The sequence below is a fragment of the Streptomyces sp. NPDC102467 genome, from assembly GCF_044765445.1.
Taxonomy (GTDB): Bacteria; Actinomycetota; Actinomycetes; order Streptomycetales; family Streptomycetaceae; genus Streptomyces.
Map to the genome: position 1 here is coordinate 241,441 of NZ_JBIWKA010000013.1, position 22,036 is coordinate 263,476.

General features: G+C 68.3%; 16 protein-coding genes and 3 pseudogenes. 12 read left to right on the forward strand and 7 right to left on the reverse strand.

The genetic code is table 11. The features are described 5' to 3' along the window. Positions 1-40: 40 nt before the first annotated feature. Positions 41-373: pseudogene (locus ACIREE_RS27575) on the reverse strand (SAM-dependent methyltransferase); the annotation flags it as partial. A 26-nt stretch (positions 374-399) separates the two neighbouring features. Between ACIREE_RS27575 and ACIREE_RS27580 the strand changes: the two are divergent. Together ACIREE_RS27580 and ACIREE_RS27585 are read left to right on the forward strand one after the other, a co-directional pair. Continuing rightward, positions 400-1,236, forward strand: coding sequence for a hypothetical protein (locus ACIREE_RS27580; RefSeq protein WP_404157535.1), 837 nt, complete (start codon positions 400-402; stop codon positions 1,234-1,236). After that, positions 1,179-1,544: a hypothetical protein gene (locus ACIREE_RS27585; protein ID WP_404157538.1), complete on the forward strand. Its 366-nt coding sequence runs from the start codon at positions 1,179-1,181 to the stop codon at positions 1,542-1,544. The genes ACIREE_RS27580 and ACIREE_RS27585 overlap by 58 nt, the downstream gene beginning before the upstream one ends. Before the next feature lie 487 nt (positions 1,545-2,031). On the opposite strand, the gene ACIREE_RS27590 is transcribed toward ACIREE_RS27585, so the two are convergent. Next, complete coding sequence (locus tag ACIREE_RS27590) at positions 2,032-4,107, reverse strand: glycoside hydrolase family 36 protein (protein ID WP_404157541.1); 2,076 nt, start codon at positions 4,105-4,107, stop codon at positions 2,032-2,034. A 476-nt stretch (positions 4,108-4,583) separates the two neighbouring features. On the opposite strand from ACIREE_RS27590, the gene ACIREE_RS27595 reads away from it, so the two are divergent. The 6 genes from ACIREE_RS27595 (at position 4,584) to ACIREE_RS27620 (ending at position 10,965) form a co-directional block, all read left to right on the forward strand. Further along, a complete protein-coding gene (locus tag ACIREE_RS27595; protein WP_404157543.1) occupies positions 4,584-5,375 on the forward strand; it encodes a GntR family transcriptional regulator in 792 nt (263 codons plus the stop codon). A gap of 197 nt (positions 5,376-5,572) precedes the next feature. Next, a complete protein-coding gene (locus ACIREE_RS27600) occupies positions 5,573-6,868 on the forward strand; it encodes a D-tagatose-bisphosphate aldolase, class II, non-catalytic subunit (RefSeq protein WP_404157545.1) in 1,296 nt (431 codons plus the stop codon). Beyond that, positions 6,865-8,028, forward strand: coding sequence for an SIS domain-containing protein (locus ACIREE_RS27605; RefSeq protein WP_404157547.1), 1,164 nt, complete (start codon positions 6,865-6,867; stop codon positions 8,026-8,028). Before ACIREE_RS27600 ends, ACIREE_RS27605 begins: the two co-directional genes overlap by 4 nt. A 49-nt stretch (positions 8,029-8,077) precedes the next feature. Next, positions 8,078-9,070, forward strand: a complete 993-nt coding sequence (locus tag ACIREE_RS27610; RefSeq protein ID WP_404157550.1) for an N-acetylglucosamine kinase — start codon at positions 8,078-8,080, stop codon at positions 9,068-9,070. Beyond that, complete coding sequence (locus ACIREE_RS27615) at positions 9,067-10,017, forward strand: DMT family transporter (RefSeq protein ID WP_404157553.1); 951 nt, start codon at positions 9,067-9,069, stop codon at positions 10,015-10,017. The genes ACIREE_RS27610 and ACIREE_RS27615 overlap by 4 nt, the downstream gene beginning before the upstream one ends. Positions 10,018-10,113: 96 nt before the next feature. After that, positions 10,114-10,965 carry a ketose-bisphosphate aldolase gene (locus ACIREE_RS27620; protein WP_404157555.1) on the forward strand — a complete coding sequence of 284 codons (852 nt, stop codon included), beginning with the start codon at positions 10,114-10,116 and terminating at the stop codon, positions 10,963-10,965. Between the two features lie 298 nt (positions 10,966-11,263). On the opposite strand, the gene ACIREE_RS27625 is transcribed toward ACIREE_RS27620, so the two are convergent. The 3 genes from ACIREE_RS27625 to ACIREE_RS27635 are packed head-to-tail and all read right to left on the reverse strand — an operon-like array spanning position 11,264 to position 13,970. Beyond that, positions 11,264-11,923, reverse strand: coding sequence for a response regulator (locus tag ACIREE_RS27625; protein WP_404157558.1), 660 nt, complete (start codon positions 11,921-11,923; stop codon positions 11,264-11,266). Then, positions 11,920-13,101, reverse strand: coding sequence for a sensor histidine kinase (locus ACIREE_RS27630; RefSeq protein ID WP_404157694.1), 1,182 nt, complete (start codon positions 13,099-13,101; stop codon positions 11,920-11,922). The genes ACIREE_RS27625 and ACIREE_RS27630 overlap by 4 nt, the downstream gene beginning before the upstream one ends. A gap of 35 nt (positions 13,102-13,136) precedes the next feature. After that, positions 13,137-13,970 carry a lysostaphin resistance A-like protein gene (locus ACIREE_RS27635; protein ID WP_404157560.1) on the reverse strand — a complete coding sequence of 278 codons (834 nt, stop codon included), beginning with the start codon at positions 13,968-13,970 and terminating at the stop codon, positions 13,137-13,139. 565 nt (positions 13,971-14,535) lie between these two features. Here ACIREE_RS27635 and ACIREE_RS27640 point away from each other — a divergent pair. Next, a complete protein-coding gene (locus ACIREE_RS27640) occupies positions 14,536-14,781 on the forward strand; it encodes a hypothetical protein (protein WP_404157563.1) in 246 nt (81 codons plus the stop codon). A 233-nt stretch (positions 14,782-15,014) separates the two neighbouring features. On the opposite strand, the gene ACIREE_RS27645 is transcribed toward ACIREE_RS27640, so the two are convergent. Beyond that, entirely contained in the window at positions 15,015-16,088 is a 1,074-nt protein-coding gene (locus ACIREE_RS27645; RefSeq protein WP_404157566.1) for a hypothetical protein, read from the reverse strand. Between the two features lie 299 nt (positions 16,089-16,387). Here ACIREE_RS27645 and ACIREE_RS27650 point away from each other — a divergent pair. Continuing rightward, a pseudogene (locus ACIREE_RS27650) lies at positions 16,388-17,331 on the forward strand (type IV secretion protein Rhs); the annotation flags it as partial. On the opposite strand, the pseudogene ACIREE_RS27655 reads toward ACIREE_RS27650, so the two are convergent. Continuing rightward, positions 17,331-17,459 (reverse strand): annotated as a pseudogene (locus tag ACIREE_RS27655) (phosphotyrosine protein phosphatase); the annotation flags it as partial. The pseudogenes ACIREE_RS27650 and ACIREE_RS27655 overlap by 1 nt on opposite strands. 778 nt (positions 17,460-18,237) lie before the next feature. On the opposite strand from ACIREE_RS27655, the gene ACIREE_RS27660 reads away from it, so the two are divergent. Beyond that, positions 18,238-18,585, forward strand: coding sequence for a hypothetical protein (locus ACIREE_RS27660; protein WP_404157568.1), 348 nt, complete (start codon positions 18,238-18,240; stop codon positions 18,583-18,585). A gap of 178 nt (positions 18,586-18,763) precedes the next feature. After that, positions 18,764-22,036 carry an RHS repeat-associated core domain-containing protein gene (locus tag ACIREE_RS27665; RefSeq protein ID WP_404157571.1) on the forward strand — a complete coding sequence of 1,091 codons (3,273 nt, stop codon included), beginning with the start codon at positions 18,764-18,766 and terminating at the stop codon, positions 22,034-22,036.

A 22,036-nucleotide genomic window follows, 5' to 3' on the forward strand; every position in this document is an offset into this window, starting at 1 on the left:
CAGCCTGACCGCGCCGTCCCCACCCCGATGGCGCACACGGTCAGGGGCGGAGTGCCACCAGGAGATCAACCGCGTAGGTCTCTTCCACCTCTTCGCCAGGGAAAACCTCGCCCAGCCGCTCTCGCTCAGCAACGAAAAACGCATGACGGTCAGCTTGATCAAGGACGAGGAACGCCGAACGGCTGCCAATGTTGGCGAGATGAATGTCCAGGGAGACGGTGCGACTCCAGCGCACTTGACGGCGCGCAACCCGCAGACCTGTCAGGCCCGCCAGCCGAATGGCATCGCTGTCCGAAGGACGCACCGCAGACCTTGGCTTGACCCCGCAGTGACGCGCGATGCGTCCGTGCTGCTCACGGATCCACGGTACGTCGATTTCAGAAGCAGTTGACTACAGCCATGACCAACGGGCTGCGCAAGAACCTCACCGTCGTCGACTCGGGTGAGAACTCGTTCACGGTCACCATGAACATCCACCCGGACCGTGCCGCATCCGGGGCAGAGGTGCCTGAGCACACCCAGCAGGACGTCGACAACCTCCGCGACGAGGTGCAGCGCATCCTCACCGGGGCGACCGAGAGCGGCAGCAGCGCCGCCAAGATCCTGCGCACCCTCGTAGACGAGGCGAAGCACGGTTTCGCCGGCGGTGAGGTCTACGAGGACCGGGACGCCGCCGCCAAACCGATCGAGGAGGGCGAGCGCTACGCGACGCTGATGAAGGAGAAGGGGGACGACATGACCCCCGAACAGCTCGCGGACCTGAACAAGACGCTGGAGAAATACCGCGACGACCCCCTGTTTCAGGAGCGCTTCGCGACCACCCTGGGCCCCCGCGGCGTCCTGGACTTCTGGATGGACCTCAGCGACCCCTCCGACGGCGGCGACCTCCAGCGCGCTGCCCGCGACCGGTTCGGCGACCTCCAGCGCAACATCAGCCTCACGCTGGCCGGCGCCACTCAGTCGGACTCGCCCGCCATGCAGCAGTGGCAGAACGACATGCTCGCCCTGGGCGACGAGTGCATCAAGGTGCGCGGCGGCGAGGCCTACGGTTTTCAGATCATGAGCAACTTCATGCGCGCCGGCGATTACGGCAACACGTTCATGAACAACTACGGCGACGCTCTGGTGGCGACCGAGAAGAAGATGAAACTCCCCGACCACTACTGGAGGGGATGGGCATGCAGGTGCCCAAGCTCAACTTCCTCGGCGGCGACGACTTCGGCCGCGACCCGATGACCGGTTTCATGACCGGGCTGTTCCACAGCCCGATCGCGTCGACCGAGTTCTTCAACACCACCGAGCCGCAGGACAACGCCGAGTGGGTGCTCAAGGAGCGCCCGTGGCTCGACGACAGCCCGCTCGACGACGGCGACGCCAACCAGGGCCGGGAAGCCACCGGCAAGGCTCTGATCGCCGCGGCGACCGGCGTCGACCCCGGCGACCCGAACGCCCGCCCGGTCGAACACAATGCCGCTCAGCGCGGCGTCGTGGACCGCTCCCTCGGCATGCTCGCGGATCTCGGCGACGACTTCCCCTCCGAGTAGGGCCCACCACAGCTGCACGGCGCCGTGACAAAGACACACACCCACGGCCGAACCAACGTCCGAAGAACCCACGGCCGACGATGAGTCCGAACGCAGGCGTACCGGTGGCGAACCAAGAGCGGGGCGCACCCCCGCCACCCCACCGGCCGCGCGCGCGTCCTGCTCATATTCCGCGACCATGTGCAGTCTGGAACTCCGCCTGCCCCGGAGTGAGGACGACTCCGCCCGGGAGGAATGCCGGATGTGGTTGGCGGAGCACGCCCACGTCGTGCGCCTTCTTGCTGCGGCCGGTGGTTCAGCTCACCTCGTAGACGCCGCGCGCCCCGTGCCGGTCCGCCAGATGACCGTCAGGACCACCGAGACCACACCGGCCATGCCGGGTCCGAGCCCCACCTGGCCTGCCGGGGGGAGGGGGAAGCGGGGGCCCGGCAAGCCTGTGGCACGCCACTCGCATGATCAAAGAGCGGTGCCCCAGGCCGCCCGCTGATCAGCCGATGGGCTCGGCCACGACGAGCTGGAACCGCTCGAAGGACAGCTTCACGGTGTTGTGTTGAGCAGTGGCAGTTCCGAGTGACTTGCCGGTGAACGGATCGGTCAGGCGGTACCGCGTGCGGCCCAGACCACGCAGCTCGACCGTGCCGTCCCACTGGTCGGCGTAGAAGGCGTAGTGGAGGGTCCGCTTCTTGGCCACGACATGCGCCTCGGGCTTGTCGAAGCCGATGTCGTACAGCTCACCGCGGTACTCGCCGGTGGGCAGCAAGTTCTTCTCGTACAGGGACACCCACTTGCGCCAGAGGACCTCCTTCTCCGGGGTGAGGTCGGTCGCCTTGTCCGGGGCTCCGGTTCCGGGGAGGGTGAACTTGGTCGACAGGACGGCTCCGACCCCGTAGGAGGACGCGAAGTCGTCGCCGTTGTCGCTGAGTTCGACGTGGTCGCCGGCGTAGCTGCTGCCCGCGCCCATCAGCGCCTTCATCGACTTGCCCTTGCTGCGGACCTGGTAGGAGGACTCCGGGTCCGAGCTGGGGTACTGGTCGACGTAGGGCAGGTTGTGGAAGGCGAAGGCGGTGCCGCAGGGGCAGAGTTCGACGAGGGCGTCGGGGTTGGCCGCGTGCGCGGCTTCGTGGATCGCCTTCCAGAACCGGGCCAGGCCCTCGGTGGATTCCTCGGGGCGGGCGTGCCGGTGCTTCGGGTTGTAGCAGGGCGCGACGCTGTTGAGGTGCTGGCCGTCGATCTTGAGCCCTTCGAAGCCCCAGTCGCCGATGAACCTCTTCGCCTGCTCGACGAAGTAGTCCACGGTCGGCTGGTAGGCCGGACAGAGCGTGTAGGCGTCCCACCAGGTGACGTCCTGCTTGTTGCCGTCGCGGTCCAGCAACAGCATGTCGGAGCGGTCCCGGATCAGGTTGCTGTCGGGGTCCGCCGCGAGCGGGGCCCACCACAGGCGCGGTCGCAGGCCGGCGTCCCGTATCTCCTTGGTGAAGGCCCGCATGTCCGCTTCGCCGCGCGGGAACTTCGCCGTGTTGATGTCCCAGTCGCCCTCGTTGGTCTGCCAGCCGTCGTCGAGCGCGACCCAGCGCAGGCCGACCTCACGCGCCTTCGGCAGCGTTCCGGTGACCTGCTCGACGGTGAAGTCGCGCTCGTAGCCCCAGGCACACCAGATGGGCTCGAAGGCCGAGGCGGGGACCTGGGGGGCGCGCTGGCCGATGTCGCTCATGTAGTCGCGGTAGCGCTGGAGCGGTACGAAGTGGTCGCCTGGGAGGGCGGTCAGGAACGTGGTGTCGGTGGTGAGCCGACGGCCCGGCTTCAGGGTGCGGGCGGTGTCGTCCTGGATGGCGATGCTCGCTCCGGCGGCCGTCTTGCGGACCGGCATGCGCAGGATCGTCGCGACGGGCTCGACGTGTCCGACGGAAAGCCCCGCGCCCCGGCGCCAGACGGTCGCCAGCGGGGTGCCGCCGCCGTAGTCGGAGGAGTCCATCCCCAGCGAGTTCTCCTGGACGTAGCCGTCCTTCACCGGCATCACCCAGTCGCGGCGGTCCGTGTACGTGGTGCCGGAGAAGGTGTAGAAGCCGCCGGGGGTCTCCAGGAGTTCGTGGGCTCCGTTGCGCCACCCGGTGACCTTCAGCGCGGTGGAGGACCTGTTGGTGTAGGTCACCTTCATCACGATCATGCCGGCCAGACGCTCGAAGGAGGTCAGCTCGACCGTCTTGTGCACGCCTCCCTTGGATGTGCCCTCGATCGTCACCCGGACGCCCGCGCCGTGGCGGGGGTGCCGGGTGGTGCGGGTCCGGTGTCCGCGGTAGGCGAACGCCTCGATGGCCTTGTCGCCCACCAGCAGGGCTTCGCCGGCGTCGAAGCGGGTGAGGTCGACGCCCTTCAATGCCACCCGGCTGCGCAGTTGGTCGTCGAACTCCAGGGTGATGGAGGTGTCGCCGACTCCGACGAGGTCAGGATGCGAGTTCGGTGCGGCGGCCGCGGGTGAGGCGCCCATGGCCACGGCAGGGAGGGCGGCCAGGCCTGCACCCCCCAGCGCCACCTTCAGTACGCTGCGCCGGTTCATGTCCGTCATGTCGAACTCTCTTTCGGTCGTGCGTGCCCGACTGGGGCTGCGTGCCCGACTGGGGCAGCCTCGCCTGTTGTTCGTCGCTGTAGATCGTCTTGTTCGTCGCTGTAGATCGTCGGAGCCGGGCCGGATGCTCGCGACGAAGCGATCGTCCGTGCGATGTGCGACGGGTCGTTGCCTGGTCTGCTACCGGTTTTAGCGGCGGGTCTGGTGGGATCGGGGGCTGCGTATCCGCCGAACTGGCCGCCCCGTTCCGGCGTCGCCTCCGGAAGCAACGGGCAGCCACCCCCGACGAGCTGCGACAACGCTGCCTCGATCACCGGAGGGTGTCCGGGCACGGTTAAACGGGAGGTCACTCGTGGGCCACTCCTTCAACACCGGATGGCCTGCTTCGAGAACGTAAGTGGTATGCGAGTGGCATGTCAACGGTTGAGCGTCCCGACAGGAGCGGGCGCCGTCGATCGAATTGGTATGCTTCTGGTATGACGGATGCGAGTACGCCGATGCCCAGAGGTCTCTTCGCCGACGACGCTCTCCCGTTGTACGAGCGCACGGCCGCGCGGCTGCTCGACGACCTGCGCGCCGCTGCCGCCCGCCCCGGCGACCGGCTGCCCTCCGAGCGGGCTCTGGTCGAGCGGTACGCCGTATCGCGCGTGACGCTGCGAGCGGCCCTCGCGCAATTGGAGTCGCGGGGCATCGTGCGGCCGTCGTCGTCGCGCGGGTGGTTCGTCGCCGAGCTCGGCCTGCTCCCTGACGCGGCGATGGCGTCCACCGCGGCGGCGGCCCCCCAAGTCCAGGGGTTTGCCGACTATGCCCAGGCCAACGGCTTGACGACGGCCGGCAAGGTGCTCTCCGCCACCGTCCGCCCGGCCACGGTGTCCGAGGCCGAGCAGCTCCGGATCGCTCCGGGCGCCGACCTCTTCGACCTTCACCGACTGCGCTCCCTCGACGGTCTGTTGGTCGTGCTCGAGCACAATCGGCTCCCGTTGGCGGTCTGCCCGGCTTTGGCCGAGACCGACTTCGGCACTGCCTCGCTCTACGCCACCCTGCGCGCCGCCGACCCGCCGCAGCTGCCCCGCGTCGCCGACTATTCGGTCGAGGCCCGCCACCCGACGCCACGGGAGATGGAGCTGTTCGGGATCGGGGACACCATGCCGATGCTCGTCGCGACCCAGCTGACGTCCAATCAGGAATCCCGCCCGATCGAACTGACCGTCCAGGTCTACCGGGGGGACCGCTACCGGTTCCGGGCCTCGATCACCAATCAGGGTTGATCACCGCAGGTCCCGGGGGGCTCTCCTCCTTCACCATGTACCAGCCGCGGGGCGGACCTGGTGCCCGCTATTGAATACCAGATGCATACCAGAATAAGACTATTGACGGCCATGAATGAGACCAGTACTGTCCCCACTGGGCTCAGGGCCAACGTTGGCGAAAGGGCTCAAAATGCACGTTGAGTAAGGGGTTGGCAATGCAGAGCCCATTGAGCGAGGTGGTCCGGCGTCAGAAGGCCGGACAGCCTGAGGGCATCACCTCGGTGTGTTCGGCCCATCCGCTGGTCATCGAGGCGGCCGTGGTGCAGGCACTGGAGACCGGCGGTCATGTACTGGTGGAGGCGACCTCGAACCAGGTCGACCAGTACGGCGGTTACACAGGCATGCGGCCCGCGGACTTCCGCGACCTCGTGTACGGCATCGCCGCCGAAAGTGGTCTGCCACTGGACCGCGTGATTCTCGGCGGCGACCACCTCGGACCGAACCGGTGGCAGGCCCTGACGCCCGACGAGGCGATGGAGCAGGCCGACGTCCTGGTCGCCGCCTATGTGGCGGCGGACTTCACCAAGATCCACCTGGACTGCAGCTTCGCGTGCGCCGGTGACCCCGTACCGTTGACCGACGACGTGGTCGCCGAGCGCGCCGCGCGGCTGATCCGGGTGGCCGAGGAGACGGCCGGCCCCGAGCGGGCCGAGCGGATCCGGTACGTGATCGGTACCGAGGTACCCACGCCCGGCGGCGCGCACGAGACGCTCGGCGCTCTCGTCCCGACCACGCCCGAGGCGGCGCGCACCACTCTGGAGCAGCACCGCAAGGCGTTCGCCCGGCACGGCATCGAAGAGGTCTGGCCGCGTGTCATGGCCCTCGTCGTCCAGCCGGCCGTGGAGTTCGACCACCTTCAGGTCGTCGACTACCGGCGGGAGCTGACCGAGGAACTGCGCAAGGTCCTCGACGACGAGCCCACCATGGTCTACGAGGCCCACTCGACCGACTACCAGACCGCCGAGGCGCTCACCGCGTTGGTCGAGGACCACTGGGCGGTCCTCAAGGTGGGTCCCGGGCTGACCTTCGCTCTGCGCGAGGCGCTGTTCGCCCTCGCCGCGATCGAGGACGAACTGGTGCCGGCCGCCGAGCGGTCACGGCTTGCCGAGGTCGTCGAGCAGCGAATGCTCGCCGAGCCGGCCAAATGGGAGGGCTACTACCCGGGCGGCGCCGCCGAGCAGCGCCTCGCACGCCGCTACAGCTACAGCGACCGGATGCGCTACTACTGGCCCGACCCCGAGATCGAGAAGGCCCAGGCCCGGCTTCTGGACAACCTCTCGGCCGTGGACATCCCCCTGCCGCTGCTCAGCGCACATCTTCCGCTCCAGTACGCCCGTGTCCGCCACGGCGAGCTCGCCGCCCGGCCGCGCGACCTGGCCGTGGACCACGTCCGCGATGTTCTGCGCGACTACGACCGCGCCTCCCACCCGAACCAGAAGGAGCACGTGTGACCACGCCCTCCGGCACGCTGTCCTTGGACGACGGCGCTGCCCACACCGTCCGCGAGATCGCCCAACAGCCTCCGCTGTGGCGCGAGGTCGACCGGATCGTCTCGGCCTCCCGGGACTCGCTGGACGCCTTCCTGCGTCCGCTCGTCGCCCGCCGCGACCTGCGCGTGGTGCTCACCGGCGCCGGCACCTCCGCCTTCGCCGGCCAGGTGCTCCAGCCCGCCCTGGCCCGGCGTCTGGGACGGCGCGTCGACGCGGTCCCCACCACGGACCTCGTCGCCGACCCCCGCGGTTGTCTCGCCGAGGACGTGCCCACGCTGCTGGTCTCCTTCGCGCGGTCCGGTGACAGCCCCGAGTCCGTGGCCGCCACCGTCCTGGCCGACCAGGTTCTCTCCGAGGTGCACCACCTCGTGATCACCTGCAACGAGCAGGGCCGCCTGGCGCGCGAACACGCGGAGCTGCCGAAGTCCCACGTGCTGCTGATGCCACCCGGGTCCAACGACCGCGGCTTCGCCATGACGTCCAGTTTCACGTGCATGACGCTCGCGGCACTGCTCGCCCTGGGCGGCAGCGCCTACGACGGCGTCGCCGAACGCCTGGCCCGGGCAGTCGAGTCGATCACCGAGAGCAGCGCTGTCGACCGCACCGTCGGCTCCCTCCTGGAGCGCGCGCCCGAGCGGATCGTCTTCCTCGGCAGCGGCCCGCTGAAGGGCCTCGCCGAAGAGTCGGCGCTGAAGGTGCTCGAGCTCACCGGTGGGACGCTCATGGCCGTCGCGGACACCTCGCTGGGATTCCGGCACGGTCCCAAGGCGGTGCTCAACGACCGTTCGGTCGCGGTGGTGTACATGTCGAACGACCCGTACACCCGGAAGTACGACCAGGACATCTATGCGGAGCTGCGCGGAAATCTGCCCGCCGGCAGCGTCGTCGCGGTCTCCGCGGCCTCGGGCGCGGGAACGGAGGGCACAGGCGCCGACGCCTGGCCGCTGCCGGGCCTAGAGGGCGTCGAGGATGTCGCCCTGGCGCTGTCCGCCGTGGTGTACGCCCAGCTCATCGCCCTGCGCGCCTCGCTGGCCCGGGGCCTGCGGCCTGACAACCCGTTCCCCTCGGGTGAGATCAACCGCGTGGTGCAGGGCGTGACCTTGCACTCCTTGCACAACTGATCAACGGCATCGACGGCGCGGATCGAGGGCGCCGGACGGAGGTACAACGATGTTCCTAGGTGTCGACGGTGGCGGTACGAAAACCGCGTTCTGCATGGTCGACCGGTCCGGACAAGTCGTGGCGCGAGCGCAGGCGGCAAGTTCGTACTACTTCTCCCACGGCATCGAGCTTGTCGAGCGTGTGCTGAAGGAAGGTGTCGAAGCTGTCTGCGCGGCGGCCGGGTTGACCCCCGCCGACATCGAGCACGCCTTTTTCGGGCTGCCCGGTTACGGGGAGGCGGCCCGCGATCTGCCCGTCCTGAACGCGACCCCGCGAGCGGTACTCGGGCACGACCGCTACGCCTGCGACAACGACATGGTCTGCGGCTGGGCGGGTTCGCTGGGCGCGGTCGACGGCATCAACGTCATCAGCGGCACCGGTTCGATGACCTACGGCGAGCGGCTGGGCCGGGGCGTGCGCATCGGTGGCTGGAGCGAGATGTTCGGCGACGAGGGATCGGCGCACTGGATCGCGGTCCGGGGCCTCAACGCCTTCTCGCGGATGGGCGACGGGCGGCTCCCCGAGGGCCCCCTGGCCGAGGTGTTCCGGCGCCACCTGGATCTCGCGTCCGACCTCGACGTGATCGACGTCGTCCACAACCAGTGGCAGGGCGACCGGAGCCGGATCGCCGCGCTCAGCCGCTCGGTGGCCGAGGCAGCCGCTCTGGGCGACGAGGTCGCCACGGAGATCCTCACCGACGCCGGCCGGGAACTCGCCCTGCTCGTCGAAGTCACCCGCGAGCGGCTGGAGTTCGGCCCGGACGAGACCGTACCGGTCTCCTACTCCGGCGGCACCTTCGGCGCCCACACGGTTCTGGAGGCGTTCGCCTCCGGACTGAAGAATCGTTTTACCAACTATGAGCTGCGACACCCTCTTTACGAGCCTGTCGTAGGCGCCGCTTTGTACGCGGCGAAACTCGCCGGAACCCCGCTCGACCAGCCCGCGCTCGACGCGCTGCGCACGGCCCCCGGGACCCCTGCCTCAGGAGAGGACGACCGATGAACAGAGGCACGAAGAGCTGGATCGTGTACGCGTCGCTGCTGGTCCTGTTCTGGGGTGTGTGGGGCGCCTTCTCCAGCGAGCCGAACAGTAGGTACGGCTACCCCAACGAGATGATCTACATCATCTGGGCCTTCACGATGCTCATCCCCGCGTACTTCGCGATGCGCGGCAACACGTTCGACCGCCGGCCGATAGCCGCGGTGTACGGACTGATCGCGGGACTGACCGGCGCCGGCGGACAGCTGCTGCTGTTCCACGCGCTCGCCAACGGCCCGGCGTACCTGATCTTCCCCCTGGTCTCGCTCTCCCCGGTGGTCACCGTCCTCATGGCGATGGCGCTGCTGCGGGAGCGGATCAACCGACTCGCCCTCGTGGGGGTCGTCGCGGCGCTGGCCGCGATCGTGCTGCTCAGTATTCCCAGCTCCAAGGACGACTCGAACTCGCACGGCCCGTGGCTGCTGATGGCCATCCTGATCTGCGTCGCCTGGGGCGTGCAGGCGTTCTGCATGCGCAAGGCCGCGGTGGTCGGGGTCAACGACGCGACGACCTTCGGCTGGATGACCATCAGCGGACTGCTGCTGGTGCCGGTGGCGTTCGTGATGATGGGCGATTTCCCGTCCGATGCCCCGTGGCAGGCGCCCGCGCTCACCGCGGTGACGCAGGTCCTCAACGCGGTCGGCGCGCTGTTCCTGGTCATGGCCTTCAGCCGGGGCAAGGCCACGGTGGTCGCCCCCGTCACCAACGCACTGGCGCCGGTGCTGACCATCGTGCTGTCCCTGGCGGTCTACCGAACGCTCCCCAACATTTGGGGCACCCTCGGCATCGTGCTGGCCCTCGTCGGCTCGACCCTGATGGTCTACAGCGACGAGAAAAGCGGCGAGAGTTCCGTGGCCCCGGGGGCAACGGACGACGGCGCGGACATGAGTCCGGCACCGCAGAAGTCCTGATCACCCACCGATCCGTACCGGCCGAACCACGTAGCGGTCACGGGCCGACACCGGCCCGTACCCACCGAACCGACATGAAAGCGAGGGGACACCCTCATGCCCCTGGTTCCCACGCGCGAACTCGTCTCGAAGGCCGCCGCCGCGGGCCGGGCCGTCGCGGCGTTCAACGTGATCACGCTGGAGCACGCCGAGGCGATCACCGCCGGAGCGGCCGCCGCGGGCGCCCCGGGAGTGATCCTGCAGATCAGCGAGAACGCCGTACGGTTCCACGGCGGTCGGGTCGAGCCGATCGCGCGGGCGGCGGCCGAGGTCGGCAAGGCCTGCGACGTCGACGTCGCACTGCACATGGACCATGTGACGGACATGCGGCTGCTGCGCACGGCGGCCGACGCGGGGTTCTCCTCCGCGATGTTCGACGCCGGGGCGCAGCCGTACGCCGAGAACCTCGCCGCCACCCGCGCCGCGGCCCAGTGGGCCCACGGCGCGGGCCTGTGGCTGGAGGCCGAACTCGGCTATGTGGGCGGCAAACCCGACGCCCCCGCGAGCGCCCACGCGGCCGGGGTGCGCACCGACCCGCAGGAGGCGGCGCGCTATGTCGCGGACACCGGGGTGGACGCCCTGGCCGTCGCCGTCGGCAGCAGCCACGCGATGACCGAACGCTCCGCGACCCTGGACCACGCGCTCATCGAACGCCTGCGGGAGGCCGTGCCCGTACCTCTCGTGCTGCACGGTTCGTCGGGTGTCGGCGACGACGATCTGCGACAAGCCGTCCAGGCGGGCATCGTGAAGATCAATATCGGTACCGCTCTCAACGTCGCGTTCACCGGCGCGGTCCGCAAGACGCTGGCGGAGCGCCCCGACCTGACCGACCCCCGCCCCTACGTCGCCCAGGGCCGGGAGACGATGGCGGAGACGGTCCGGGTCCTTCTCGGTGTGGTGAGTGGCTGAGCGGGCCCGAAACTTTTCCCCGCACCTGATGTCGCCTGGTCGGCGCCCCCGGACCGCGTGTCCACGAGGGCGCCGACGCCACCAGCGCGACAGCGTGCGCTTTACTCAGAACTTTTGATGGCACCTTCAAGACGCCCGCGGGCTACTCGAAGGATCTGAAGAAGAACAGCGACGGTACGTTCACGGTCACGAACTGGAAGTCCGGCGCGAAGGACACGTACGACGCGAGCGGCACCCTGACGGTGAATGGTCGGGGTTATAGCAGTGGTTGGTTGGCAGCGGGTCTGCCACAACGCACTCAGGTCACCAGGCCCTGGCGGTAGGCGTAGACGACTGCCTGGACGCGGTCGCGGAGCTGGAGTTTGGTGAGGATGCGGGAGACGAAGGTCTTGACGGTCTCCTGGCTGATGACGAGGGCCGCGGCGATCTCGCTGTTGGACAGGCCGTCCGCGATGAGGCGCAGGACCTGCAGTTCGCGGGGGGTCAGCGGGACGTCGTGCGGGGTGCCCTCGGCGGGTCGGATCCGGGCGGCGTACTTGCCCACGAGCTGGCGTGTCACTTCGGGGTCCAGCAGTGCAGCCCCCGCGGCCACAGTTCGGATGCCGTGCAGCAGTCTGTCCGGGGGCGCGTCCTTGAGCAGGAACCCGCTCGCCCCGGCGCGCAGCGCCTCGTAGACGTACTGGTCCAGGTTGAACGTGGTCACCACGAGTACCTTGACGGGGCGCGGCACCCCGCTGCCGGCCAGCAGACGGGTGGCCTCTATGCCGTCGAGAACCGGCATGCGGATGTCCATCACCACGACGTCCGGGCGCAGTTGACCGGCGAGGTCGACTGCGGTCTGTCCGTCCCCGCACTCGCCCGCGACCTCGAGGTCGGGCTGGGCGTCGATGATCGTGACCAGGCCGGTGCGGATCAGCATCTGATCGTCACAGACCAGGACCCGGACAGGTGCGCTCATGAGGGGCTGCCAACGGGTATGCGCGCCCGTACGAGGAAGCCGCCGCCCGTGCTGCTGCCGGCGCTGAAGTCGCCGCCCGCGATGTCGACCCGCTCGCGCAGACCGGCCAGGCCGCGCCCGCTCCCGCCGACGGCCGCGGCCCGCGAGCCGGATCCGTCGGTGCTGACCTCCACGGTGATCTCCCTGTCGCTGTGCCGTACCTGGACCGAAGTCCGGCTTCCGCGGGCGTACTTGAGGGCGTTGGTCAGCGCTTCCTGCACCACTCGATAGGCCACCAGGTCGGCGCTGCCGGTCGACGCCGGCGGCGTGCCCTCCTCGGTGAACTCCACCGGCTGCCCGGTCCGGCGCATCTGTTCCACAAGGGTGAGGACTGTGCCGACGGCCGGCGTCCTGGACTCGTTGGCCTCCGCCGCCCACGTGCTGGTGTTGTGGTCGGGGTTGAGCAGGTCGAGCAGGTGTCGCAGATCGGTGATGGCCCGTCGGCCGGTCTCGCTGATGGCGGTCAGGGACTGCTCGAGCCGGTCGGGTGCGGCGGTCAGATAGCGGGCCGCCTCGGCCTGTACGACCATCGCCGTCACGTGGTGGGTCACCACGTCGTGCAACTCGCCGGCGATACGGGACCGTTCGGCGGCACGGGTCTCCGCGGCGACGCGCTTGCGGCGTTCGCCCTCGGCGATCCGCGTGGTGCGCAGCCAGCCACCGGCGCCCCACGCGAGGGCCAGCGCCAGGAAGAACGTCACAAACTCTTCCGGTGACTCGCCCCTGCCGAGCCGGGAGAGCGCCACCGCCAGCGGCACGTAGGCCACGGAGAGCGCCAGCACGCAGGCCCGCCGCCGCCGATCCAGATGGGATCCGGCGCTCAGCAGTGCGATGGGCAGTGCAGCCCCCGAGAACGTGTGGTAGCCGCGCAGTTGGTCGATGGCGAAGCCGCACGACACCAGGGCGAGAGTGACCAGCGGCCACCGTCGGCGCACCGTGAGCGGGAGACTTGTGAGGAGGACCGCTACGAGCGTCAGTACGTCGTAGGGGCGGATCGGCACGCCACCGAGCACCGTTCCGTTGCTGCGGAGCGCAGGCAGGAACGAACCGACCAGAAACAGCACTCCGAGCGGAAGATCCCGGATGGTGACATCGAGGCGGCGCCACCACCCGCCCAGACGGCGCCCCGCCTCCTCCAGACGGCGCCGGACCCGGCCGACCCGCGGAAGACTGATCACCCGACGAGTGTAGCGAGGGCGCGGACGCGCACGGCACGCCGCCGGGGCACCACGGTGCCGCGCCGGTGGGCCAGCCACAGGAAGGCGATCGTCAGCAGGGCGCCGAACAGCATCGAGTACACGCTGGCTTCCGGGCCGAACTCGCCGCCCGTGATCAGCGTCGCGCCCGACGTCGAGGCATCCAGCAGCCCGTGCGTGGCGCCGTTGCCCGAGACCTGGGTGCCGAAGATGCCGGACTCGGCGAAGTTCCAGCCGAAGTGCAGGCCGATCGGCAGCCAGAGTGTGCGGGTGGCGGCGTACGCGGCGGCCAGCATGCCGCCGGCCTCGATCGCGATGGCGAGGGCACCCAGCAGGGTGGCGTCCTTGTTGAGCAGGTGGGCCGCGCCGAACAGCACACCGGACAACGCCAACGCGATGTACGTGCCCAGACCTCGCTCCACGAGGCGGAAGAGCAGGCCGCGGAACATCAGCTCCTCGGCCACGGAGGCACCGGCCATGAAGCCGACCAGCCCGATCGCACCGGTCACCGAGCCGAACCCGTGGACCGTGTAGTCACCAAGAAAGTAGAGGTTCGCGATGACGGCCCCGAACATGGCGACGCCGATGACCAGGCCCCGGAAGAGCGACCCTCGCGCACCCTCCCGGGCCAGCTCCACGACCGGGCGTTGCTCGGTGCGTCCCACGGCCCACCGGTAGACGAATACCGAGAGCACGACCGCCAGGCCGCCCAAAAGGAGTGAAAGCCATGGATTTCCCTGCACCGCAGCGACACTCTGACCACCGACCGCGCCGACCGCCACCACGGCCAGGATCTGCCACACCAGTTTCATGACGACTCCTTCATCCCCCCGTGGCCAAGCGCCGCGGCTGAACGGAACGCTACGGATCCGGTGATCCATAGTCGTCACCTCACAGAGGGCACCTGCACGTAGCTCTCACAGGGGACAAACCCATTCGCAGCCGCTGCGGGAGACCAGGGTGTTCCCCACAGGACCTCGAGGGTCTGTTCCGCAATCTCGCCGGGTAGCTGAATGAGCGCCTGTGACAAGTCGAATGCCATGTTGGTGACAACCAGACTGCTTCGACCCAAGCGGCAGTCGTGGAGGATCTTCCAGCTCCTTATGCGGTCGTAGGTGTGCTCGACATGGGCACGGGCCCTGCGGTGTTCCCGGTGTCCAGGCCGGTCGCCGAACGGCCAGTGCCGTCGCCAAGGACGTCCAACGGATATGAACCGGCCCCACGCTCTCCTACTGAGCGGCTGTGTCACCTTCTCCGGGCTCTGGTCCACTTGGTATGGCCGCGTACGCAGCGTGACTGTCGATCTTCTCGTGATGCTGGCTGAGACAGCCCGGAAACCGCCCGGTCAGTGTGCCGTGTGACCGACAGTGCTGTGTCATGAACGAAGTGCGGTCGAAACTCGCGGAGTTGCTGTTCTCCTCGCTGGAGAACGTGTTGGTGGAGTCGGTCGACGTGACCGGCATGGTCGTCCGGGTGGAGGCCCTGCAGAGCGCCGAGTTGGTCCCGGCGGTGGTGGCCGTGCAGAGTTTTGAGGTGGGTGAGGACATCCTCGCGGGTCACCTCCCGCAGGTGGTCGTAGCGGTCCGACCAGCTCAGCAGTGCCGGACCGCCCCGCTGAGGTAGAGCCAGACCGTGCTCTGCTGCCGGGGCAGGCTGCGGGGACCGCCGTCACGCGGAACCCGACTCAAGCGTTCGGCTTCTGCGGCGATGCCGGGGGCGAGACCCCCAGGCGCGCGGCGAGCCGGCGCTCGAAGGAGGGTTCGCTGTCGTCCAGAAAGATTCCCATCTCCTCAAGGACCGTGATAAGCGAATTCGGTCCGGAGCCGCGATGAGCCCTGAAGGTTCCGCGGGCGGCATCACGACGTCGAAGAGGCTACCCAACGGGCGGTGACACTACCGTCGTCACCCGGCATGACTGCCTCCAGGCGCACCGCGTCCTCTGCCGGCCACAGGAAGACACCGAACTCCTGTCCTGGGGGTAGGCCATCGTCGTCCGGCAAGGGGGCATCCCATTCCACGGTGACGGTGCGCAGTTCTCTGTCGCCGGCCAGTGGGAAGATCACTACGTCTGCGCTGTCATTATCCGAATGGGACCGTCGTGCGTCCTCCACGGCACGCGCGACCTGGCCCCGAGAGGTCGCGTGGATCTCCAGATCGAGGAAGGCGGAGATCAGCGTCTGGTGTTTCACCGATGCGGCCACCGAGGAGAGGTCGTCGGCTGTCACGAGCCACAACCGGTGACCGAGTTTTCCGCCGGCCCAGCGCTCCACGACAAGCGTCCGGGCTTCCTGTCGCTGTGCGGACGACCTGGCGGCCAACTCTTCGGCCACCTCGGTCCAGAAGGCGCCATCGGCGCGCCGCGAGACGAGCGCTTCCTCGACTTCGTCCTGCTCTTCGTCTCCCAAGACGAAAAGGCCCATCTCCTCGATTTTGGCGAGAGACGAGAGGGCATGCTCAGGGATCTGTACATGCATGTAGAAGTCGAAGCCCATCATCATGCACATCTCCTCGCTCTCGAACCAGGCAGCAGGAGCGTCTCCGGACATGTGCCCTCTGAGCATCCGCAGGGCCGAGGTCTTGTCGACGATTCGGCCCTCGTACACCTCGCCGAGCCAGGCCGGCGGAGGGCTGTGCAGGAAGACGTTCCGCAGGATGAAGTGCGAGGCACCGGCCGCTCCCGCGAGGATGTCTGCGGCCGCGATGTAACGGTCCTCGGTCCGTTGATACTCCTCAGCCGTCAGGACGCGTCCGTCGAAGGACTCACCGATGTCGGAATGGTCGGTCCAGTCGTCGATGTCACCGCGGCGTCTGGCCTCGTCGTACTTACAGAGGACGACGGAGTGGAGCCTAACGGGGCTCGTGTCAGGTAGCGCCTCGTTCTCGCGGCCGGCGGGACTGTTCTGACGGCCGGCGTCTTCGCTGCATGACATGCGTCGGAGCTCCTCTGGAAGTGCTGCGATTGTCGTCAGCGCCGCACGGCGCTGCCATCCGTGGGACCGCGCCCCGGGGGAGCTGGATTCGCATTGTGCGTCTGCTGCCGGACATCGTGCACCTCCATATTTGGACCGCCGGTTTGCTGGCGGAGCGGGAGCAGAACACCGGAGGGGCGTCAAGGAGCTCCGTCAGGAAACCGATCCGGTTCTAGCCGAGCCGGCGGCCAGGGGGCATCAGCTGTCCCCGCGTTCACGACCTGCCGTCCACCCTCACCCTCGTACGGGCCGCCAGCGCACTGTGCCCCCCTGCGCAACCCACGTCGGGCCGCGGGGCTGCGGGGGATGGCTACACAATTCCGGGCTGGCTGGACGAGATCCTGGATTTCATCGGGATCAACTTTCCGAACGTCGACGAGGACGATTACCGCGAAATGGCCGAGGCCATGCGGGAGTTCGCCGAGACGTTCGAGGGGCACGGCGCGGACGCGCATCTCGCCTTCTCCCGGATTCTGTCCTCCTCCGAGGGCTGGGCCGTTGACTCCATGGAGTCGCACTGGAACAAGATCAGGGCCAGTCACCTGGAGAAACTTCCTGAACTGGCCCGGCTGTTCGCCGACGCCTGCGACGTGCTCGCCGACATCATCTTCGCGATGAAAACCAAGGCCGAGGTCGAACTCGGCGCCATGGCGGCCTCGGTGGGCATCTCCATGGGCCTTGCCTGGGTGACCGGCGGTCTGTCCGCGCTGATCGGTGCGGCTGAGATCACCGCGATGCGCCAGCTCGTGAAGCGGATCGTGGACGAGGCCGCGGACCGGATCGTCGAGGAGGTCATCGCCAAGGTCACCGAGCCGGTCAACGCCAAGCTCGAGTCGATGGTCGAGGACATGGTTCTCGACCTGGCCGAGGGCGCGTACTCGATGCCTTCCGGTGACGGCTCCGGTGGCGACCCGTCGGGCGGTAAACACGGTGGCGGACTGCACATCGCATCCGCTGGGAACTCCGATGGCGGTGGCTCCGGGGGCGGCGGCAAGGTAACCAAGATCGACCATGTGGAGTTCGAGGGCGGCTCCGGCACCGTGTCACGGCACGGCAGAGAGCTGGACACCGGAGCGTCGGGCCCCTGGGCCGGGCTCGGGGTGCGTTCGGGCGCAGCAAGGGACGCGATCCGTTCACGCAGGTCTTCGACAGCGTGCTGCACGGTGCGTTGAAGGGCTCGGAGAAGGCCCTGAAGAAGGTCGTGGGGCGCACGGCCTCGATGCCCTGCCCGGCGGGGTCGGTCAACTGCCAGTCGAGGTACCGCTTTCCGGGGAAGACGGGACAGGTGTCACCGCAGCCCATCGTGATCACGACGTCGGATGCCTGCACGGCGTGGTCCGGAGAACGACGGGGGCCGGGGTGTGCTGTGGCGGCGCGAAACCGTCCGCATCCACACCCGCTCAGGCCGCGACGCGACGCAGCAGTGGCTCGACATCGCCACAGCCGCGATGGAGCACCCGCCCGACACCGTCCTCGGGCGTGACGTCTGCATGGAGCAGCCACTAGTGAAACGGTGTACTACCGGGGCAAGTTGACGCCCGAAAGAGCATGAACCGGGATGGAAAAGCACCTTCCGTAGGTTCAGGCCTGGCGCGAAAGGGCCGCGAGGGCGTGAAGCCGACGCCCCAGTGCGACGGAATAGTCGATTTCCCGTCAGCTTCAGGCCGCATTTGTGCGCTCAGCGTGCAACAAACGCACAGCTGGCTTCTTGTCTGCCCGGCTATCAGGGGGTTTTGGTGCGGTAGGGGAGGGGCTTGTTCCGGCCCGTGTGGCTGATGTGTTCGGGGGCACCCCGAGCGGCCCTGTGTGGTTTCTGTGACAAGTTGTGGGCTCCTCGTGACCACTGGGGTCTGCGGGGTCTGTCTTCCTGTGGGGGGAAGTCTTGATGCGACGCACCAAGGGTGCGCGGCTTTCGCGCGCCCAGAAGAGTCTCAGATCGATTGCCTGTGCGGCCGCTGCGTCGGGGGCGTTCGCCCTGACGCTGGCCGGGGCGGGAACGGCGTCCGCGGGTACGGGGCCGAGCCCTGCACCCAGTGGCGATCAGCCGCCTGCCTCGAGCGCGCCGTCGGAGGCGGGAAACCCGCTGTCCGCAGAGGCGTTGGCGGCCGGCGTGTGTTCGGACGCCTACCAGATCGGCACGACGTCGTATGCGTACCGGGGCACCGAGACGATCGCCTCGGTGAAGCAGTTCTACTCGCCGAAGTGCAACGAGAACTTCGGCTACGTGTGGGTGTGGAAGTCGTTCCTGGACAAGAAGATCAAATTCGATCTGCAGGTCGGCGTCTGGAACTACGACCGCTCGCTGCTGCAGGGAGAGCGCCGTGTGTACGACTCGCTGGGCCAGGAGTTCTGGGGCAACGGCGCCGACTCGGTCGACGACTGCACCTCGGGCGACGGCACGCTGACCATCGCCAACGAGCCCGGCGGCTACTCCGCCAGGACGTCCAAGCGCTGCTGATATCTCGTCGGCGCGGGCGAACCCCGCACCGGCTGGCACAGCAGGGCCTCACGTCCTTCTGCCTCAAACCTCGCACCTGATGTGTGCGGGTGGCAGCCGCCCACCGGCTGCCACCCGCCGGGTCCTGCTCCTTCGCCAAGCGGCCCGTCAAGCCTGATCGATTCAAGGAGAGTTCCTCGTGCACTCTGTCATGCCCGAAAACCGGCGGACCAGACGTGGCAGACGCTCTGCTGCGGCAACCGCAGTCGCCGCAGCGGCCGGAACGGCGCTGCTCGTCGCGCTGATACCGGCCCAGGCGTCCGCCGCGCCCGTCGACAAACCCGCCCCGCCCCGGCTGTCCGCGTCCCCGACCGGCCAGACCAAGGCCCCCAAGAGCACCCCGATCGGCACTGCGGGAAAGGACCGCAAGCTGGTACAGGCGGGCATCCTGCAGTCCACGTTCCAGGGCCTGGGCATCGGCCAGGTCCCCTGGTCGGAGTTCTTCGAGGCCCCGCTCGCCGATTCGGTCGGCGCGCAGGTCAATTACGGCAACGGCAACCTGCTGGTCTCCGCGAATGCCTTCGACATCGCCGACGCCGGCCCCGGCCTGTCCTTCGGTCTCGCCTACAACGGGCTGAACACCAGCTGGAAGGCGACGACCGGCAGCGACTACCTGATCCACGAGCCGAACCCGACGTCGGTCTACGTGCAGGGCCCCTCCAGCACCATCGCCGTGTTCGAGCGCGACGGCTCCAAGTTCACCCCCGCCCCTGGCTACAAGCAGGACCTGACCCAGTCCTCGGACAAGAAGTCCTTCACGCTCACCTCGCGCAAGAACGGGCAGAAGACGACCTTCACCCGCTCCGGCACCACCGGGGACGCGCGAGTGAGCAAGGTCGAGGACAAGAACGGCAACGCCACCACGATCACGTACTCCGGCGCCTTCACCTCGAAGATCACCTCCGCCTCCGGGCGCACCCTGACCTTTGACAACGATGGCAAGCAGATCACCAAGGTCACCGACAACACCGGCCGCTACGCCTCCTACACATGGTCCGGGAACGACCTGAAGACGTTCACCGACACCGACGGCAAGACCACGGCCTTCGAGTACGACACCTCGCACCGCATGACGAAGGTGACGACGCCGGAGGGGCGCGAGACGCGGTTCACCTGGAACACCAACCTGCTCGCCTCGATCACCCGGGTCGTCGACAAGACGGCGGGCACCGGTGCCACCACCGCGTTCCGCTACATCCTGCCGCAGCCGGGCAGTGAGGGCGAAGGCGTCGCCCGCGTCACCGACCCGCGGGGCAAGAACACCGAGAAGACGGTCGACGCCCGCTGGCGCGTGAAGAAGACCACCGACCCGCTCGGCCGCGAGCGTTCCACGACGTGGGGGCCGGACAACGACGTCACCAGCGCCGTCGACGGCATGGGTGTCGGGTCCACCGCGGGCAACACGGTGAAGTTCGACTACGACGACTCGTTCAACCCGAAGGCGGCCACCCAGCCCACCGGCGCCCAGTCGACCGCGGCCTGGACCCAGAAGTCCGGCGGCCACTACCCCGAGACACTGACCTCCGCGAGCGGTGACAAGGTCACCAACGGCTATGACACCTCGGGCAACATGATGTCGCAGACCGACACCACCAGCGGCTCCGACGGCGCGAAGTGGAGCTACGACTACAACCCCAAGTCCGGGACGATGGACTGCGACGGCCTGCCCGGCCAGCGCTGCTCGGCCACCGACCCCGAAGGCAACAAGACGTCCTTCACGTATGACTCCAAGGGCAACCTGACCAAGGTCGACCGCCCCTCGGCGCAGGAGGACCTCACCTACACGTATGACGCGCTGGGCCGCACCGACACCGCCACCGACGGCCGCGGCGTCAAAACGGTCTACACCTACGACAAGCGCGACCGGCTCAAGACACAGACCAGCGACGGCAAGGTCACGACGTTCGTCTACGACGCCGACGGCAACATCAAGACCCGGACCACCCCGGCCGGTATCAGCAGCTACACCTACGACGAGCAGAGCCGCGAGCGCACGCGCAGCCTGCCCGCCGGCGGCGCGAGCGCGGTGACCTACGACGCGTCCGGCAACGTGAAGACCGCCACCGACGCGGGCGGCACCCTCACCTACGACTACAACGACGCCAACCAGCTCACCACTCTCACCCAGCCGGGCGGCGCCAAGACCAGCTACGACTACGACAAGAACGGCGACCGCACCACCACCACCTACCCCGGCAACACGGTGCAGAAGACGGACTACGACAAGTCCAGCCGCGCCCAGAAGATCGAGGTCAAGAACGGCACCACCGTCCTGTCCACGATCACCTACGACTACAACAAGTCCGGCAAGGACAGCGACAAGATCTACAAGCGGACCACCGACGGCGCCGCGACCGCCTACACCTACGACTCCAAGGGCCGCCTGACCAAGGCCGTGGAGACCAAGAACAGCACCACGACGGCGGGTTGGGCCTACTGCTACGACAAGGCCGGCAACATGACCGGCCGCTCCACCGGCACCAGCCTCCCCGCGTGCGCCGACACGCAGTCCGCCCGCGAGTACAACAACGCAGGCGAACTCACCTCGCTCGGCGGCAACACCGCCTTCACCTACGACGGCGATGGCAACGAGACCTCCGCCGCGTCCCCCACCGGCACCCGCTCGGGCGGCCGGTGGACGCCGTACACCCAACTCTCCGACCTGACGGCCGCCGGAACCGCCGCGACCTACAGCTACGCGGGTCTCGATCACAACGACCGCCTCACGCGCGGTAGTTCGACCTTCACCAACGCCGCGACCGGCATGACGCGGGAGAACACCACCGGTTTCGTCCGCGAGGCCTCGGGCACTCTGACAGCCATGACAAGCGGCGGGGCGAGCCAGTACTACCTCACCGACGTCCAGGGCAGCGTCATCGGCCTGGTCGACGCTTCCGGCAAGCGCACCGCCACCTATAGCTACGGCCCCTACGGCGAAGCCCGCACCACCAGCGGCACCAACCAGCCCTACCGCTACACCGGCACCTACCTCGACCCGTCGGGCCTGTACAAGATGGGGGCCCGCTACTACGACCCCCAACTGGGCCGCTTCACCCAGCCCGACCCCTCCGGCAAGGAAAGCAACCCCTACGCCTACGCAGCCGGAGACCCCATCAACCGCTTCGACCCGAGCGGCGAAGCAAACGTGCTCAGCAGCTTCGTGGACAAGGTCGGCAAGGCCAAAGACTACATAGATCTCGGGAAGGACGCCTGGAACGGTGACTGGAAGGGCGTCGGATCGACGCTTGCCGGAATGGCCGGCGGCGCCCTGGTGGGATCCACGTGCGCGGCAATAACAGTCGCCTTTGGCGTAGCCACCGGCGGAGTCGGGCTCGTGACGGGCGCGGCTTGCCTCGTGGCGAGTGAAGTCGGCAGCTACGCGGCGAGCGACTTCGTCGATCGGCAATTCTAG

Bases quoted from the DNA above. Each gene is read 5' to 3' on its own strand.
- ACIREE_RS27580 (WP_404157535.1), top strand. From the start codon at position 400: ATGACCAACGGGCTGCGCAAGAACCTCACCGTCGTCGACTCGGGTGAG.
- ACIREE_RS27585 (WP_404157538.1), top strand. From the start codon at position 1,179: ATGCAGGTGCCCAAGCTCAACTTCCTCGGCGGCGACGACTTCGGCCGC.
- ACIREE_RS27590 (WP_404157541.1), bottom strand. From the start codon at position 4,107: ATGACGGACATGAACCGGCGCAGCGTACTGAAGGTGGCGCTGGGGGGT.
- ACIREE_RS27595 (WP_404157543.1), top strand. From the start codon at position 4,584: ATGACGGATGCGAGTACGCCGATGCCCAGAGGTCTCTTCGCCGACGAC.
- ACIREE_RS27600 (WP_404157545.1), top strand. From the start codon at position 5,573: ATGCAGAGCCCATTGAGCGAGGTGGTCCGGCGTCAGAAGGCCGGACAG.
- ACIREE_RS27610 (WP_404157550.1), top strand. From the start codon at position 8,078: ATGTTCCTAGGTGTCGACGGTGGCGGTACGAAAACCGCGTTCTGCATG.
- ACIREE_RS27615 (WP_404157553.1), top strand. From the start codon at position 9,067: ATGAACAGAGGCACGAAGAGCTGGATCGTGTACGCGTCGCTGCTGGTC.
- ACIREE_RS27620 (WP_404157555.1), top strand. From the start codon at position 10,114: ATGCCCCTGGTTCCCACGCGCGAACTCGTCTCGAAGGCCGCCGCCGCG.
- ACIREE_RS27625 (WP_404157558.1), bottom strand. From the start codon at position 11,923: ATGAGCGCACCTGTCCGGGTCCTGGTCTGTGACGATCAGATGCTGATC.
- ACIREE_RS27635 (WP_404157560.1), bottom strand. From the start codon at position 13,970: ATGAAACTGGTGTGGCAGATCCTGGCCGTGGTGGCGGTCGGCGCGGTC.
- ACIREE_RS27640 (WP_404157563.1), top strand. From the start codon at position 14,536: ATGAACGAAGTGCGGTCGAAACTCGCGGAGTTGCTGTTCTCCTCGCTG.
- ACIREE_RS27645 (WP_404157566.1), bottom strand. From the start codon at position 16,088: ATGTCATGCAGCGAAGACGCCGGCCGTCAGAACAGTCCCGCCGGCCGC.